We start from the raw sequence: 15,748 nt of genomic DNA on the forward strand, positions 1-15,748 counted from the left end.
GCGAGGATCTTCGCCGCTCGTGCGTGCGGACGACCGCGAGCCCCGTTCCTCCTCCTCGAGGGGGAGGCCGGGGGCGCGCGGAAAACGGGCGGTACCTCGTCGAGAGGTACCGCCCGTCTCCGTTCGTCGTGCCGGTCGACCGACCGATCAGCAGTTGTGGTCGAAGGTGTTGTCGACCGAGACGCTGGTGACGACGCTGACGGTGCCGATGCAGGCGGCCGAGGAGGTGGTCACCGTGGTGGTGGGCGTGATCGCGGGGGCGTCGGCGTGCGCGGTGCGCAGCTCGGCGGCGTCGGTGTAGGCGGCGTAGCCGGCGATGAGGTCCTGGGTGTTCATGGTCTTCTCCTTCGTGTGTCGTGCTTCGGTTCGGGTGGGACAGATGGGGTGCTGGATCAGCAGTTGTTCTCCTGCGTGGCCACGACGGACACCGAGATGGCGCTTCCGATGCTGGCGGCGCAGGGGCCGGACGAGGTGACCGACGGGGTGATCGCCGGGGCGTCGCCGGCGGCGTTCTCGAGCTCGGCGGCGTCGGTGTAGGCGGCGTAGCCGGCGATGAGGTCCTGGGTGTTCATGTCCTTCTCCTTCTCTCTGGTTGCTTACTCGGTTCGTGCTCGGGTGGAACTCGTGTCGGGCTGGGATCAGCAGGCGCCGTCGATCGTCTTGACCGCAGACACGGTGCTGATGGCGATGCACGCGCCCGACGAGGTGGTGACCGTGACGGTCGGGGTGATCGCGGGGGCGTCGCCGGAGGTGCTCTCGAGCTCGGCGGCGTCGGTGTAGGCGGCGTAGCCGGCGATGAGGTCCTGGGTGGTCATCTTCGGTCTCCCTCTTCGGTGACGCGCACCCGCTGGTGTCGACCGTGTGGCGATGACGCTCGGCGTGAGCGGATCGGTCGGCATACGCGGTGATCGTCGGCCGTGTTGGCTGGGTCTGAAGTCGGGCTTCAACCTGATGACCACGAACTTATGAGTGGTGCTCATCACCCGACATCGGTCGCGCGGACGATTCCTCGGGTTCGTCTCCGGGACGGAGGAGAGGGCTCAGCGAGCCGGTGCCGTGCGTCGGGTGCCGGGGCGCCCCGGCGCGGCTAGCACCCCTGCTGACCTGCGGTGACGGCTTCGATGAGGGCGTCGGGTCCCAGGTAGCGAGCGCCTGCCCGAGCGACGTCGTCGGGGGTGAGGCGGGCGACCGCTGCTGCCTGACGGCGCCACAGGTCGAAGGTGTCGCCGGCGAAGACGACCGACGCCCCGGCTGTCGCCAGGGCCGCGGGCCCGGAGATGCCGACGGTGGCAGCGTGGGTGGCGTAGCGCACGGCGGCCGCGAGCTCCTGCTCGGTCGGGCCGGCCGTCCGCAGGTCCTCGACCGCGTCGGCGACCCCGGAGCGCACCGAGGCCAGGCGGTCGGGCGCGCACTCGAGCATCACGACGTGGGTGACGGCGGTGGCCAGCACCTCGAAGCCGGTGGTGACGCCGTACACGTCGCCTCGGCGCTCTCGCAGCTCGCGCACCAGCCGGGATCCGAAGAACCCGCCGAGACACAGGGAGAACACGTGCAACGCCGGGTGGTCGGGGTGCTCGCGCACCGGTGCCGGAGCCCAGAGGCGGTAGGACTCGGTCGGTTGCCGGCCGGGGGTCGTGACGACGAGCGAGGCCCCGCGCGGACCCGGATCGGTGGGCTCGGGGACGGCGTCGCCGGGCAGGCGGGCGGTGGCGAACAGCTCGCCGAGCCGGTCGGGGAGCCCGCCCCAGTCCTTCCCGCCCCGGGTCCCGAGGTCGCCGACGACGACGATCGCCGCGTCGCGTCGCGTGAGGCGCTGGTCGGCCAGGAGTGCCAGGGACGACGCGTCGAGACCGGCGAGGTGGTCAGGGTCGGGGACGGCGTGGACGTAGGGGTGCTCGGTCCCCCACCGCTGGCGCAGCAGGGCGCCGGTCAGAGTGGTCTCGCGGTGCCCGGCGGCCGCGGCGGCGCGAGCGCGCGCCTGCGCGACCGCCTCCGACACTGCCGGCGGGGTGAAGTGCGGAGCCTGGAGGTGGTCGAGCAGGTCGGACACGACCTCCTCCGCGTGCTCGGCCGGCACGGTCAAGGACGCCGAGACGCGGTCCACGGCCCCGCCCGTGGTGAGCACGGCGCCGCGGGCGAGCAGGCGGTCCGCGGCGTCGGCGGCGCCCGCGTCGGAGGGGCCGACGCCGAGCAGGCGGGCGAGGACGTCGGCGTGCGTCGCCTCCCTCGAGGAGTGCCGGAAGAACGGGAGCACGATCCGGATCTCGAGGAAGGGGGCGGTGGGCCAGTCGACCTGGACCAGCCGAGCCCGGCCCGGCAGGGCGCGTGAGCGCGTGGGTGGCAGGTGCATGCTCATTCCTCCGGCCGCGAGACCAGGACCGTGCCGGCGTGCTGCTGTGCCAGGTACGTGGCCGCCTCGCCCAGGAGGTCGCGGTCGAGCGCTGCGGACGGATCGCACGCGTCGTCGATGGCGGGGTCGTCGTAGAGCAGCTGCGCGGCCCCGAGGCGGCGGGCACGGTGGCCCAGCCGCTGGTCGTCCTGGTAGGTCCGCAGCCGGATGCGTGCCGCCGCATGGGTCAGGACATCGGGGGCGGGGGCCCGGGCGTCCCACCGGCCCAGCAGGTCGCGGACCAGGGCGAGGAGCGGCGCGCCGCTCGCCTCGGGGGTCGGGTGGGTGGACACGACCCAGGCGTCCGGCGACCGGGCGTCGAGGGGCACGCCGTACCACCCGCAGCGAACGGTGAGCCGCAGCTCGGGGAACTGGATCGGCACCAGCATCGACAGCGCCGTGCAGGCGGCGTAGAGGTCGGGTCGCGCTGTCGGGTCGGGGAGCCGGAAGCCGGCGGCCCAGATCGGCGTGGGGACGTTGGCGGCGCGCACGGACAGGTGACGATCGGCCGTCGGTGCCGGCTCGGCGACGGTGACGGGCTCGGCCGGGGAACGCGGCGGGATCGCCGACAGCGCCGCGCGGACGGCGTCCTGCTCGGCGGCCGAGCCGACGTCGCCCTCGATCGTCACGACGATCCGGGACGGGGCGTACCAGGCGTCGAAGAAGGCCACGCAGTCGTCCACGTCCACCCGCGACAGTGCCGCCACGTCGCCGTAGCCGTCGTGGGTGTTGACCGGTGAGTCGTACATCGCCTCTGGCAGGTGCAGCCACGGAAAGCCGCCGTACGGGACCCCGAGCACCTGTTGGGCGATCTCCGCGCGGATGACCTCGACCTGGGTGTCGATCGTCCGCTGGTCGAGCCGGGGACCCAGCAAGCGGTCCGCCTCGAGCCGCACCGTGTCGAGCAGGGCGCCCGAGGGTACGACGTCGAACAGCTCGGTGTAGTCGTGCCGTGTGTGTCCCCCGACGCGGCCGCCCACTGCCTCCACCCGGTGGAAGTGGCCTCCGGGCTCGACGCAGCGGCTGCCCTGGAACATCAGGTGCTCGAAGAGGTGGGCCATGCCCGGCCGGTCGACGGGCTCGGATCTGAAGCCCACGCCGACGTGGACCGCGACGGTGGACACCCCGGCCGTGGTGGCCGGGGCGACCACCAGCGTCAGCCCGTTGTCGAGGACCTCGACGCCGGGCGCCGTCGCGTCCTTGCTCACTCTCGGCTCACTCTCGGCTCACGTCCCGCCCACGCCCTCGTCGTCGCCCGGCCGATCACGCAGGCGCCAGGTGAGCAACAGGGTGGGCCCGGCCGCGACCAGCAGGAACGCGACGAAGGCGAGGGACGGCGCCCGGTCGAGCAGGTCGGGGTGTCCGCGCTCGGCCATCCGGACCGCGGCGGTCAGCACGACGAAGAGCACGAGAAGCGCCCCCAGCGCCGCGACGTAACCGGCGCTGCGGGCGCTCTGGCGCTGCTGGAGCTCGTACTCGTCGACCTCGCTGACCCGCCGTTCGGCGATGTCGCCGATCAGCGCCCTGCCAGCGATCCAGCCGGCGACGAGCGCGAGCAGGCCGAGCACGCCGAGGACGCCGAAGGGCGCGCCGATTGAGACCGCGACCGCGTGCAAGACCCAGCCGGCGGTCCCGGCCGCGACGGCCCCGAGCGCCAGCCAGCGGCGGGGGGTGGTCGAGAGGGCGCTCATCCCTGCTCCTCGCGGTCGGGGTCGGCCGGTCGCTCCCGCTTGTACCCAGCCGCGACCGAGGGGAAGGGCTGACGACTGAACACGGCCTCGATCGGGACGTCGAAGACCTCGCAGATGCTCATCGCCAGGTTGAGGCTCGGGTAGTGGTCGCCGCGCTCGAGGGCGCCGATCGTCTGCGGGTTGACGCCCACCGAGGCCGCGAGCTCGGCACGGGAGATGCCGAGCTCAGCGCGTACGACCCGGACCCGGTTGTAGATCCGGGGTGCGTCGTCGCCGCTTCGGGTACGTCGAACCATAGATCGAGCATAGGGAGCGAAACGTTGGCTCTTCAAGGCTTTCGATCAGAACAACCCGATCAACTGTTGTATAAACCCAACGCTCTCGTTAGCGTCGAGATCACGAACCACGGAGGACCGAACCGAAGGAGGGGCAGTGCTCGCTCTCGAGAACGTCAGCAAGTCCTACGGGTCGCGACAGGTGCTCGACGACATCACCTTGCAGGTCCCACGCGGCGAGCTGCTCGGGTACGTCGGCAGCAACGGAGCCGGCAAGACCACCTCGATGCGCATCATGCTGGGGGTGACCACCGCGGACGCCGGGCGGGTGAGCTTCGACGGCGCCGAGGTGGACGACGCTTTCCGTGCCCGGATCGGCTACATGCCCGAGGAGCGGGGCCTCTATCCCGCCATGCGCATCCACCACCAGCTGCAGTTCTTCGCTGAGCTGCGCGGGGTCGAACGCCGTGCAGCGGCCCGGGCGGCGGCGTACTGGCTCGACCGCCTGGGCCTCGCCGAGCGCCGGGACCACCGCCTGGAGGACCTCAGCCTGGGCAACCAGCAGCGGGTCCAGCTCGCGGCGGCCCTCGTCCACGAGCCCGAGGCCCTGGTCCTCGACGAGCCGTTCTCGGGACTGGACCCCATCGCCGTCGACCTGATGACCGAGGTGCTGCGCGAGCAGGCGGAGCGCGGTGTCCCCGTGGTCTTCTCCAGCCACCAGCTCGACCTGGTCGAGCGGGTCTGCGACCGGGTGTCGATCCTGCGCGACGGGCAGGTCGTCGCCGCCGGCGAGGTCGACTCGCTGGCCCGGTCCCGCTCCGGCCCGGACCGCTACGAGGTGAGGTCCACCGCGCCGCCCGCGCAGTGGATCCCCGAGCTCGCGGCTGCCCTCGGCCGCAGCGACCTGGTCGAGCGGGTCGGCGAGGAGACGGTGACGCTGCGCATCACCGAGTCCGAACTCGACACGACCATCGACGTCGTACGACGCCACGGCCGGCTGGTCGAGCTGCGCGCACACCGCACGACGCTGACCGAGATCTACCGCGACCTGGTGGAGGCGGCATGAGCGCCGACACCACCACCTCCCGGCCGCACGTGCAGGTCGACCCGCGCCGGACCCGAGGGGTCGGCGGCGTGCTGATCGTGCTGCGCCGCGAGCTGGCGACGAAGTTCCTCACCCGCTCCTACCTGGTCAGCACCCTGTTCTTCGCCCTGCTGACGCTCCTGGTCCCGTTCGCCATGGGCGGCGACGACGACGAGGCGCTGCGGGTGGGCCACACGCCGGGGGCGACGCAGGTGGCTGCCGCTCTCGACGCCGCGGGGGGCGACGCCCTCACCGTGACGGAGGTGCGCGACGCCGCGGCGGCCGAGCGCCTGCTCGAGGACGGGGAGCTCGACGCCGTCGTGGTGCCGGGCGCCGACAGCCACGACGTGCTCGTCGAGGAGTCGCTGGATCCTGGGCTCGCCGCCATCCTGCAGGGCACCCTGAGGGACAAGGCCGTCCAGGACCTCGCCGTCGAGCGAGGTGCCGGACCCGGCGAGATCGCCGCCGCCCTGGACGCGGCCCGGATCGAGGTGGTCCCGAGGACTGACGGTGACGCGACAGGGGTCGGGGAGATCATGCTCGGCCTCGGGTTCGCCGGCGCCGCCGTCGTCGTGATCCTGCTGTGGGGCATCCCGCTGGCCACCGACGTGATGCAGGAGAAGGTCTCCCGCGTGGTCGAGATCCTGCTCACCAGCGTGCGGCCCTGGCAGCTCCTCGCCGGCAAGGTCGTCGCGACCACCATCATCGGGGTCACCCAGCTGGCGGTGGTCCTGGCCGCGACGTGGGTCGGGCTGAGGACGGGCGGCTCGTCCTGGGGCCTCGGCGACCTCGCGGTCAGCCAGCTCCTGACGGGAGCCGCCTGTCTCGCGCTCGCCGTGGTCACCTGCAGCACCCTGATGGCGGGCCTGGCGGCCCGGGTCGAGCGCCAGGACGAGCTCAGCAGTGCGCTGCAGCCGGCGATGGCTGTGAGCCTGCTGCCCTTCTCCGCGGCGGTCTACCTCGCCTTCGAGTTCTCGGACACGGTGTGGCTCGACGTGGCCTCCCTGCTGCCGATGTTCAACGTCTTCACCATGCCTGCCCGGATGGCCGTCGAACCGGTGCCGGGATGGCAGCTCGCGCTCACGCTGGTCATCGGCGCCCTCACCGCCGTGCTCGCGTTCGCCGTCGCGGGGCGGGTCTACGCCGGCTCGGTCCTGCGGTCGGGCGGCCGGGTCCAGCTCCGCGACGCGCTGGCCAGCCGATGACCGAGGCGCCGACCACGTCGCGTGGTTGACCGACCGACCACCACGGAAGGATCCCGCCATGAAATCGCCCCACGCCGTACGTCGTACGGACTGCTCGGTGATGTACCCGAGCTTCCCGGTCGATCCTGTCGAGCTCGAGACGTTCTCCTCCTTCGTCCGGCTCGGGGGTCTGCGGCGCCTCTACCTGGGCCAGACCATGGTCTTCGAGCCGCACACGACCTTCGCGCGGCTGATCGCCGGTGGGAGTACGACGCCGCTGGGCACCGCCGTCAGCCTGATGCCGCTGCGACACCCCGTCCTGGCCGCGTTGCACGCCCGGGAGCTCGCGCTGCTCAGCGGGACCGGCTACGTCGCCGGGCTCGGCCTCGGATCGCGTGCGTTCAACGAGTCCGTGGCCGGCGGGTGGCCGGGGAGCCCCCTGGGCTACGTGCGGGAGTACGCGACGATCGTCCGCACGCTTCTCGACGGGCAACGCGTCGACCTCGACGGTGAGCACTTCCAGGTGCACACGACGCTCGAGGGTCGCCTCGAGGCGCAGGTCGAGGTCGGGCTCGGCGTGCTGCGGCCCCGGATGACCGCCCTCGCCGGCGAGGTGGCCGACGTCGCCATCTCCTGGCTCACCCCGCCGGAGTACTGCGCGGAGCAGCTGGTGCCCGCGCTCGAGCGCGGTGGTGCCGATCGGGAGGTCCGCACCCGTCTGGCGACTGTCGTGAACCTCGCCGTCGACCGACCCGGACGGGACCCGGTGGCGCTGGCGGTGGCCGGGGTGGGCAACCACCTCAGGGCGCCCCACTACGGCGACGCCCTGCGGCGCGCGGGCTACGACATCACGATCGGCGATCGTGACCACAACGCCCGGGAGGTGGTCAAGCGAGGTCTCTACGCATTCGGCTCGCCGGCAGAGATCGTCGAGCAACTGGGCGCCTACCGCGCGGCCGGCGTCGAGGAGCTGCTCCTCAACGTCGGCGGGGTCTACAACACCGAGGGACCGGTCGCCGCGTTGCGCGACCTGGACGACGTCGCGTCTGTCCTGGACGCGGCATGAGCGCCGAGCAGCAGGACCCGGCCGAGGTCGCCCAGGCGATCGAGGAGGCGATCGCGCAGCTCGGCGGGCGCCGGATCTCGCTGGTGGTGACGGGCTCGCTCAGCGCCGCCTACCTGCCGTACTGGTTGAACTACCTCCGCGACCTCCGCGAGCGTCCCGACCTCCGGGTCATCCTCACCCGCAGCGCCACCACGATGGTCAGCCGACAGGTGGTGACGGCCCTCCTACGAGCGCCGGTGATGATCGACTCCTGGGACGAGGCCGCCCCGGGTCACGCGACTCACGTGGAGCTGGCCGAGACGACCGACGCCTTCCTCGTGCACCCGTGCACTTTCTCCTACCTGGGGCGTCTCGCCGCCGGTCTCGCCGACACCCCTGCCCAGCTCGCGATCCAGTGCTCGACCGCGCCGCTGGTCGTGTGTCCGGCGCTCCCGCCGGGCACCCTCGAGAGCGCCGCCTACCGCCGTCACCTCGCGACGCTGGCCGATCGCGACGCGCTCACTGTCCTGCCGCCCGTCCCCGGCATCAGCTCCGCGACCGGTCGGCGGGAGGGCCTGCCGCCCGCCCCCTTCCCGATGGCGCTCGCGGCCGTCGCCGGCCTGCTGGCCGATCGCGATGGCTGAGGCGGAGGAGATGCGCCGGACCGAGACCGGCTACCAGCGCACCGTCACCTCCGTGGCCGACGGGCGGGTCGTCGTACGCCGGGGCCCCGGCCCGCTGCGGGAGGACCCGCTGGCCTGGTCGCCGGAGGCGGGGCGCCGGGTCGCGGCCCGCGAGGTCGCGGGGGTGCGATGGAGCCTGCCGCACGCACCGGATCCCGACGGTGGATGGGCATACGACGTACCGGGCGAGGCCTCGGCTGCGACCCTGCTGCTGGCGGGGATGCCGGTCACGGGGATGACTCGCATGGTCGCGCCGCTCGGGGCGGCTCTGCGCGCGGTCCACGACCTCGCGCCCGGCGATCTCCCGGCACCCGCGGGGTGGCGCCGGCTGGCCCGCTGGCTGGAGAGCGGGCGCGGCCCAGGGTGCGCGGGACGGCTGCACGAGTCGGTGCTGCGGGCCGAGCCGCTCCAGCGGCGGGCGCGTCAGCTGCTGGGCGACCTCGCTGCCACGGAGCGGGTCCTGGCTCTGGGTGCGCCGGGCACCAACACTGTCTACCCGGCGCCTGATGGCGACCACGTCGTGGTACTGGTGACCGACGAGGTCGCCGCAGCACCGGCGGCCTGGGACCTCGGCTGGGTGCTGGGCGAGTTCCTCGAGCTGGCCAACGACCCCGGCGCGGTGACGACGCCCAGGTCGTTGGTCGGCCACCCGCTGGCGGAGGCCGTGCTGGCCCACTACGGCGCCGACGTCGATCGTGGCCTGGTCTCCCGCGCGGCCGTCCTGCGGTGGCTGGTCCACCTCCACGACTTCGCGGCGTACGTCGGGTGGGCCGACGACCTCGACGCCCGGGTGCACCGGGTCGCCGAGCTGGCCGCCGACCCCGACGGCGTGCTCGGCGCCTAGCCCGCCACGACGATCTCGCCCGGCCGGACCAGCCCGCTCTCGTAGGCGAGGGAGACCGCCTGCACGCGGTCGCGGATCCCCGTCTTGGTCAAGATGTGCGACACGTGCGTCTTGGCGGTGCACTCGCTGACGGTCAGCTCCGCGGCGATCTCGGCGTTCGAGAGACCTCGTGCGATCAGGCCGAGGACGTCGCGCTCGCGGTGGGTGAGGGTGTCGACGAGGCGGGGTCGGAAGGTGCCCCCGGTGGCGCGGTCACTGAAGTGGTGCAGCACCTTGGTGGTTACTCCGGGCGAGAGGTGGGCCTGGCCGCGGTGGGTGCTTCGGATGGCGGCGAGGAGCGTCTCGCCCTCGCTCACCTTGAGGAGGTAGCCGCTGGCACCGGCCTGGAGGGCGGGGAAGACGGTGTCCTCGTCGTCGAACGCCGTCAGCATGATCACCTTGCTATCGGTCTGCTCGACGATCTGGCGCGTCGCCTCGATGCCGTTCGACCCGCCCGGCATGTTGACGTCCATCAGCACCACGTCCGGCCGGTGCTCCACGGCGAGCTCCACCCCGGTCTCGGCGCTGCTGGCCTGGGCCACCACCTCCAGGTCGGGCTCGTTGTCGATGATCATGGCGACCCCGCTGCGGACGAGGTCCTGGTCGTCGACCAGGGCGATGCGGATGGTGCTGTCGGTCGTCATCGGTGTGCTCCCCTCGAGTGGATGTGCTCAGGTCCGGACCCGGTAGCGCGACACGTGGCGGACGCTGTCGGCCGTGTGCGGGGTCCCGGCCCAGTCCGACCACCGCTCGACGAGCTCCAGACCGGCCAGGCCGGCCATCAGGTCCAGCTCCGGCGCGAAGGCGTAGCGAACGATCTCCTTGACGGTCTCGAAACGCCCCCCGGGGCCGATCGTGGTGTGGCTGACGATGATCAGCTGGAGGGTGCGCTCGACGAAGGTGGTGTCGATCATCAACGACCCGTCCGGGAAGGGGTGGGAGTCGGTCCGCGCGCCCTGTTGGGCGTGGTAGTCCCGCGGCTCGAAGGCCTCGATCACGACGTCGCCGTCCTCGGCGACCTGCTCTCGCATCAGCCGCATCGTCTCCAGCTGGGTCTGCTGGGTGCGACCGACGAAGAAGGTCGACAGCGGGACGTAGACGACGTCGAAGGTCCGCCCGGTGCTCTGGGAGGTGAAGTCGAGCAGCTGGGTCTCGATGCCGCTGTCGGGGTGGCGCTCGTGCAGCTCCTCCAGCATGGCCTGCGACGCGTCCACGCCGGTCACCCGCGCGCCCGCGGCGGCGGTGAAGGCGGCGACCCGGCCGGTGCCGACGCCGAGCTCCAGGGCGGTCCCGCCGGGGCCGGCGAGCGACGCGACGTGTCTCCCGGCCGCCTCCGCGTCGGGGCTCGAGGGGTACATGAAGTCGTAGACCTTGGCGAGGCCGTCGCCGTAGGTGTTCTCGCCGAAGGCCTGGCTCGCAGTGGTGGTGGCGGTGCTCATGGTGTCTCCTTCTCGATCGGTACGGCGGACTCGGGGCGTGCGTCAGGTGAGGTTGAAGGCGGGGTCCGCCGGGTCGACGCGGGCGTCGAGGCACTCCTCGACGAACAGGTCGGCGAGCGGGGTGTCGGGGTCCTCCGCATGGCGCAGCAGTGCGTTCACGGCGACGGCGCTGCGGTGCTCGCCGAAGCTCAGCTCGCGGTACTGCGTGCGCACGTCCTGCGGCTCGTCGGCGATCGCGATGCCCGGGGCGATGCGATGGGCGTAGGCGGAGGTGTCCGGCGAGATTCCGGCATGGTCGCGGAGCGCCTCGGCCACGTGGTCGGTGACGGCGGAGACCTCGGCCGGCAGGTAGACGACGATCGAGTCGCGTCGGGGGTACCCGTCGCGGTGCGAGAGGGTCTTGGACCGGTACGGCACGCGTGCGTCGTTGAGGGTCTCGAGCACGACCCGCCAGACGTCAGCCGCGGCCTCCGGGGCGGGGGTGTGGACGTAGAGGCGTCGCAAGGGGGTCGTGCCGCTGGTCATCCCGAGGGGCCCGTCGATCAGCAGGAACCCGTGGGAGAGGGCCGGGCGCGCTGCCGGGAGCTCCAGGACCGCGAGCTCGCCGAGCGGGGTCTCCGCCGGCAGCAGGTGGTCCGGCACCTCGACCCGCACGTCACCGAAGTCGACGACCGCTGCGTGGGCATCGCGCCGCAGGACCCGTGCCCGGCGGGGGCTGGTGGGATGGGGGACCGCGCCGAGCAGGACGTCCTCGACGTCCCTTTCCCGCACGATGCGACCGAGGTCCTTCTCCTCCGCGCGTCCGGCGTGGAAGACCTCATACATCGCCCCGATCAGGACCAGGCGCAGCTCCTGGCGGGACTCGGCGGTGAGGTCGCGCGGACCGACCCGACCCGTCCACGGGTCGAGGCCGACCGCCACGTCCCCCAGGGCGGCGAGGAGATCGGCGGGCGGGGCGGGTACGGCGACGGCGCTCATGCGGCATCCTCCTGGTGGTTCGTCGGTTCGCCGGGCAGGCCCAGGGCCGGGGCCGCGGCGCGGGGATGGAGCAGGGCCTGGCGACCGATGCCGGCGGCGCCCCAGTGCAGGGCGGAGATGCGGCTGGCGCTCTCGGCGGCGGCGACCATCCGGTCGAACAGGTGCCAGCCCGCGAAGCGGGTGACGCGGTCCACGAAGTCGGGGTCGTCGTTGCCGCCCCCGGCTCCCCGGTAGCTGGCCCAGAACCTGCTGATGGCGGGTCGTCGACGCTCGAGAGCGGCCACGCCGCTCGCGATCACGTCCGCGTGGGTGAGATCGGAGTCGGCGAGCGAGGCAGCGGTGTCCGTGGCGCGGTCACCCAGCAGGTCGAGCGTCGCGCGGTGCAGCCACTCGCCGACCAGCGCGCCGATGTCGCGCGCCGCATCGCCGCGGCGGAACTCCTCGAGGTCGACGAGCAGCAGCCGGCCGTCGCCGTCGATGAGGAACTGGTCGAGCCGCGCATCGCCGTGGATCGCGTGCGGATGCGCGCGGCGCTCGTCGTCGCGCAGCGCCAGCAGGGCGGCCCGGACCCCGTCGTCGGACTGCAGGCGGTGCCAGATCTTCAGCGCCGGAGCCGAGGCGTGGTGGTACACCGGCCAGGGAAGGACATCGAGCCAGCCGACCGGCGGGAATGCCGGTTCGTGCTCGCGGGCAGGGACCCGGGACACGTCGAGTCGGTGCAGCGCCGCCAGGGCGCTGCCGATGGCGTCGAGGTGCGTCTCGACGACGGAGTCCTCGTCCTCGCTGGCGAGCTCGGCCACGCTCGTGGCGCCGTCGACCGCCTCGTAGGCGAGGAACCCGAGCTCCTCGTCGTGGGCGACCAGCAGCGCGGTCGGCAGGCTGTCGCGCACCTCCGGGTCGTCACGGCGAAGGGTGTCGAAGGCGCTGCAGGCGCGGAACCGCTCCAACGAATCCGATCCGCCCATGCGGATGCGCTTGACGAACAGCTCGCGGCCGGTCGTCGTACGGACCACGAAGTTGCTGTTGCGACCGGCCTTCTCCTTCGCGTCCTCCGGGACGAGGTTTCCGAGCCCGGAGTCGTCGAGGAACCGGTCGAGGCGGGGATCGATGCGCATCTCACGTCCTGTGGGTCGGTGGGGCTGGTCCCACCACTCTCGTGCGCGTGGAGCGTCGGCACATCGGTCCGCTGGACGACCTTCGGGCAGTTGCGCCTGCCCCGCGCGAGGGACCGCGAGGCCGTTCGCTCTCCGCCGCAGGGAGGAGGACCTCGCGGCCCCTGCTCAGGCGAGGCCGAGGCGCCAGCACTCCTCGACGAGGTGCCGCGCGAGCCGCAGGTCGAGGTCGCGGTCCTCCTCGTCGTCCTGGGCGCCGGCGCGCAGGGCCATCCGCAGCGCCGCAGCCCGGTAGACGTCGAGGTCCTCGAGGTGGCCGCCGTCGGTGAGGCCGCGGTAACCGGTGACGAAGGCGCTGAGAAGGCGTTCGAAGGCGCCGGGGTCGGTGCCGCGGGCCCGGGCCCGGTGGGACAGCTCGATGAGGTCTGCGGTGATCCAGCCGACGTCGACCGCCGCATGGACGGCGCTGAGGCCCTGGGTCGCCTCCACGACCAGGTGCGAGCTCGCCGGATAGACATGGTCCAGGCCCAGTCGGCCGTGCCCCAGGTGGTCGTCGTCGGCGAGGATCGTCGACCACTGCCGCAGGGACGCCCAGTGGGCCGGTCGTAGGGGGGAGGGTCGCTGGTCGACCCGGGCGGCGATCTCCGCCACCTCGGCGACCTCGGGGGAACCGCTCGGGCGCGGAGCCACTCCCCGGTGCAACCGGCGCAGCCACTGGCCGAGGGTCAACAGCTGCTCCAAGGTGCGCCGCTCGGCCTGGGGGGCGGCAGGAGGAGGCCACAGCAGCTCCTGCAGCGAGGCCCCCGGGACGGGCAGGTCCGTGGGCGAGGTCGCCAGGACGACGCCTCTCGCACGGTGTCGATGGTGGGGGGTCACCCCTCGATGCTCGCCGCTCGTAGCCGCCCGTACGTCGGTCGCAGGGACGACTTCGTGGCCTCCCACCTCCCGACGTCGCTCAGTCGCGCCGCGTCCCGCTCACGCCGACATCGTGGGCGAAGATGACCAGCTGCACGCGGTCCCGGGCGTGGAGCTTGGCCAGGCAGGAGGAGACATGGGTCTTGACCGTGGCCTGGCCGACCACCAGCTCCTCGGCGATCTCGTCGTTGGACAGACCGAGTGCCACGAGGCCGAGGACCTCCCGCTCCCGGCCGGTGAGCAGGTCCAGCCGGTCGCGCTGCTCGTCGGTCGGCCCCGACGGGCTGCTCGCCTCCGCGACCCCGCGGTCGATCACGTGACGAGTCACCTCCGGGGCGAGCAGGGAGTGGCCTGCCGCGGCGTTCCGGATCGCCAGGACGAGCTGATCGGGCTCGGTGTTCTTCAGCAGGAACCCGCTCGCCCCGGCCTGGAGGCTGGCGAGGACCTTCTCCTCGTCGTCGAAGGTCGTCAGCACGATCACCCGCGCGTCTGTGGCGGCGGCGATCTCCCGGGTGGCCTCGATGCCGTCCATCACGGGCATCTGGACGTCCATCAGCACGATGTCCGGGGACAGCTCGCGAGCGAGGCGGACGGCCTCTGCGCCGTCGGAGGCTTCGCCGACGACCTCGATCTCCTCCTCGACGCTGAAGATCATCCGGAACCCGGCGCGCACCAGGCCCTCGTCGTCCGCCAGGAGCACCCGCACCGGCGCGATGGCGGGCGGGGCGGTCGACCGGTTCTCCTGCTCCTCAGTCATCGGACCACTCCAGGTCGGCGACGACCTCGAAGCCGCCGTCGGCGGTGGTCGAGGTCCGCAGGGCGCCACCGTGCAGGAGCGCCCGCTCGCGCATGCCGACCACTCCCACCTGGCTGCCAGAGGTGTTGCCCTTGGGTGAGCCGTTGTCGGTGACGCGGAGGGAGGCGGTGCCCGATGTGCGGCCGGTCGGCCGGACGGCGAGGACCACCTCCACGCGGTCGGCGGTGGAGTGACGACTCACGTTGGTCAGCGACTCCTGGAGGATCCGGTGCAGCGCCAGGCCCACGGCCATCGGCACCGCCTCGAGATCGCCGGTGGAGCGCAGGTCGATCTCCAGGCCGAGCTTCTCGAACGACTCGACCGTCTCCAGGAGGCTCGACAGACCGGCCTGCGGCCCGGAGCCGCCGTGCGCCTCGTCGCGCTCGCGCAGCGCGGAGAGGAGCAGACGCAGGTCGCGCGACGCAGACCGTGCGGTCTCCTCCGCCTGCAGCATGGCGGTGGTCGCCCGCTCGGGCGCGACCTCGAAGGTCCGCCGCGCCGCGGCCGTCTGGATGCCGATCACGGCCACGTGGTGGCCGACGACGTCGTGCAGCTCGCGGGCGATCCGGACCCGTTCGGTGCCGACCGCCCGGTCGCTGAGCTGCTCGCTCTGGTCGACGACGGTCAGCGCCTGCGCACGCGTGCGCGCCTCGCGACGCGCGGACCACCACGTCGTCGTACCGGCGGCGATCGTGCTGGCATAGACGACGGCGTTCGTCAGCAGCAGCTGGACGACGGCGCCGGCGGTCGGGGAGAAGGCGCCGAGGTCGGAGCGGAGCTCGAAGGCGGCCAGGGTGTCGCGCACGGCCACCTCGACGACGACCCAGAGGAGGGAGACGGCGCCGAACAGCGCCGTCATCGCCATCGCCGCCCGGCGGTGGCGGGACCAGGCGATGGCGGTGAACAACACGAAGTAGTAGTAGAACTGGATCGCGAACACCGCCGACAGGTCGTCGGCGAGCCACGCGGTGAAGGCCAGGTGCAGGCAGCACACCGCCAGGGTGGCCAGCGGCAGCAGCCGTCGTACGGCGAGGGTCGCCGCCGGCAGCAGGATCCAGACCAGCTGCCAGGCCATGCTCAGCTCCGTCGTCGTCAGCGCTCCGACGCTGCGAGCGGCCTCCAGGGAGAGGACCCCGCCGACGGCGAACGCGACGGCGACGAGCACATCGTTCCTGAGGGTGCGGCGCCCGCTCACGGGTCGGTGCCAGTGCTCGTCGACACCGAAGAGTCCGGCCGCGAGGCGGATCGGGTCTCGGTGGATCACGTCGGGCGTC

19 protein-coding genes are annotated in these 15,748 nt (G+C 72.7%); 5 read left to right on the plus strand and 14 right to left on the minus strand.

Annotated features, from left to right (window positions below; genetic code table 11):
• Nucleotides 1–147 precede the first annotated feature (147 nt).
• From GFH29_RS00670 to GFH29_RS00695, 7 genes are all read right to left on the minus strand, one after another.
• On the minus strand, nt 148–336 hold the full coding sequence (locus GFH29_RS00670; protein ID WP_153321580.1) for an LxmA leader domain family RiPP: 189 nt from the start codon (nt 334–336) through the stop codon (nt 148–150).
• Between the two features lie 56 nt (nt 337–392).
• Nucleotides 393–572, minus strand: coding sequence for an LxmA leader domain family RiPP (locus tag GFH29_RS00675; protein ID WP_153321581.1), 180 nt, complete (start codon nt 570–572; stop codon nt 393–395).
• Nucleotides 573–638: 66 nt separating this feature from the next.
• Nucleotides 639–815 carry an LxmA leader domain family RiPP gene (locus GFH29_RS20380; protein WP_194289069.1) on the minus strand — a complete coding sequence of 59 codons (177 nt, stop codon included), beginning with the start codon at nt 813–815 and terminating at the stop codon, nt 639–641.
• Nucleotides 816–1,087: 272 nt separating this feature from the next.
• Nucleotides 1,088–2,350: a M16 family metallopeptidase gene (locus GFH29_RS00680; protein ID WP_153321582.1), complete on the minus strand. Its 1,263-nt coding sequence runs from the start codon at nt 2,348–2,350 to the stop codon at nt 1,088–1,090.
• Between the two features lie 2 nt (nt 2,351–2,352).
• Nucleotides 2,353–3,597, minus strand: a complete 1,245-nt coding sequence (locus GFH29_RS20785) for a M16 family metallopeptidase (protein WP_153321583.1) — start codon at nt 3,595–3,597, stop codon at nt 2,353–2,355.
• Nucleotides 3,598–3,615: 18 nt separating this feature from the next.
• Entirely contained in the window at nt 3,616–4,080 is a 465-nt protein-coding gene (locus GFH29_RS00690) for a hypothetical protein (protein ID WP_153321584.1), read from the minus strand.
• Nucleotides 4,077–4,376 (minus strand): helix-turn-helix transcriptional regulator, encoded by a 300-nt coding sequence (locus GFH29_RS00695; protein WP_153321585.1) that lies wholly within the window; start codon nt 4,374–4,376, stop codon nt 4,077–4,079. The genes GFH29_RS00690 and GFH29_RS00695 overlap by 4 nt, the downstream gene beginning before the upstream one ends.
• Before the next feature lie 136 nt (nt 4,377–4,512).
• On the opposite strand from GFH29_RS00695, the gene GFH29_RS00700 reads away from it, so the two are divergent.
• The 5 genes from GFH29_RS00700 to GFH29_RS00720 are packed head-to-tail and all read left to right on the plus strand — an operon-like array spanning nt 4,513 to nt 9,195.
• On the plus strand, nt 4,513–5,421 hold the full coding sequence (locus GFH29_RS00700; RefSeq protein ID WP_153321586.1) for an ABC transporter ATP-binding protein: 909 nt from the start codon (nt 4,513–4,515) through the stop codon (nt 5,419–5,421).
• Nucleotides 5,418–6,644 carry an ABC transporter permease gene (locus GFH29_RS00705; protein WP_153321587.1) on the plus strand — a complete coding sequence of 409 codons (1,227 nt, stop codon included), beginning with the start codon at nt 5,418–5,420 and terminating at the stop codon, nt 6,642–6,644. The genes GFH29_RS00700 and GFH29_RS00705 overlap by 4 nt, the downstream gene beginning before the upstream one ends.
• Nucleotides 6,645–6,702: 58 nt before the next feature.
• Nucleotides 6,703–7,689: an LLM class flavin-dependent oxidoreductase gene (locus tag GFH29_RS00710; protein WP_153321588.1), complete on the plus strand. Its 987-nt coding sequence runs from the start codon at nt 6,703–6,705 to the stop codon at nt 7,687–7,689.
• Nucleotides 7,686–8,312, plus strand: a complete 627-nt coding sequence (locus GFH29_RS00715; protein ID WP_153321589.1) for a flavoprotein — start codon at nt 7,686–7,688, stop codon at nt 8,310–8,312. The genes GFH29_RS00710 and GFH29_RS00715 overlap by 4 nt, the downstream gene beginning before the upstream one ends.
• A gap of 10 nt (nt 8,313–8,322) precedes the next feature.
• Nucleotides 8,323–9,195: a hypothetical protein gene (locus GFH29_RS00720; protein WP_153321590.1), complete on the plus strand. Its 873-nt coding sequence runs from the start codon at nt 8,323–8,325 to the stop codon at nt 9,193–9,195.
• Here the strand turns inward: GFH29_RS00720 and GFH29_RS00725 are convergent.
• From GFH29_RS00725 to GFH29_RS00755, 7 genes are all read right to left on the minus strand, one after another.
• Nucleotides 9,192–9,878, minus strand: coding sequence for a response regulator (locus tag GFH29_RS00725; RefSeq protein ID WP_153321591.1), 687 nt, complete (start codon nt 9,876–9,878; stop codon nt 9,192–9,194). The genes GFH29_RS00720 and GFH29_RS00725 overlap by 4 nt on opposite strands.
• A 27-nt stretch (nt 9,879–9,905) precedes the next feature.
• Entirely contained in the window at nt 9,906–10,673 is a 768-nt protein-coding gene (locus GFH29_RS00730) for a class I SAM-dependent methyltransferase (RefSeq protein WP_153321592.1), read from the minus strand.
• 42 nt (nt 10,674–10,715) lie between these two features.
• The gene (locus GFH29_RS00735) at nt 10,716–11,651 is read right to left on the minus strand and encodes a T3SS effector HopA1 family protein (protein WP_153321593.1); all 936 of its coding nucleotides are present in this window, start codon (nt 11,649–11,651) and stop codon (nt 10,716–10,718) included.
• Nucleotides 11,648–12,766 carry a class V lanthionine synthetase subunit LxmK gene (gene lxmK, locus GFH29_RS00740; protein ID WP_153321594.1) on the minus strand — a complete coding sequence of 373 codons (1,119 nt, stop codon included), beginning with the start codon at nt 12,764–12,766 and terminating at the stop codon, nt 11,648–11,650. The genes GFH29_RS00735 and lxmK overlap by 4 nt, the downstream gene beginning before the upstream one ends.
• A gap of 165 nt (nt 12,767–12,931) precedes the next feature.
• Nucleotides 12,932–13,639 (minus strand): hypothetical protein, encoded by a 708-nt coding sequence (locus GFH29_RS00745; protein WP_153321595.1) that lies wholly within the window; start codon nt 13,637–13,639, stop codon nt 12,932–12,934.
• A 79-nt stretch (nt 13,640–13,718) separates the two neighbouring features.
• Nucleotides 13,719–14,435, minus strand: a complete 717-nt coding sequence (locus GFH29_RS00750) for a response regulator (RefSeq protein WP_153321596.1) — start codon at nt 14,433–14,435, stop codon at nt 13,719–13,721.
• Nucleotides 14,428–15,738, minus strand: coding sequence for a sensor histidine kinase (locus tag GFH29_RS00755; protein ID WP_153321597.1), 1,311 nt, complete (start codon nt 15,736–15,738; stop codon nt 14,428–14,430). The genes GFH29_RS00750 and GFH29_RS00755 overlap by 8 nt, the downstream gene beginning before the upstream one ends.
• Between the last annotated feature and the right edge of the window lie 10 nt (nt 15,739–15,748).

The sequence above is a fragment of the Nocardioides sp. dk884 genome (assembly GCF_009557055.1).
GTDB lineage: Bacteria > Actinomycetota > Actinomycetes > Propionibacteriales > Nocardioidaceae > Nocardioides.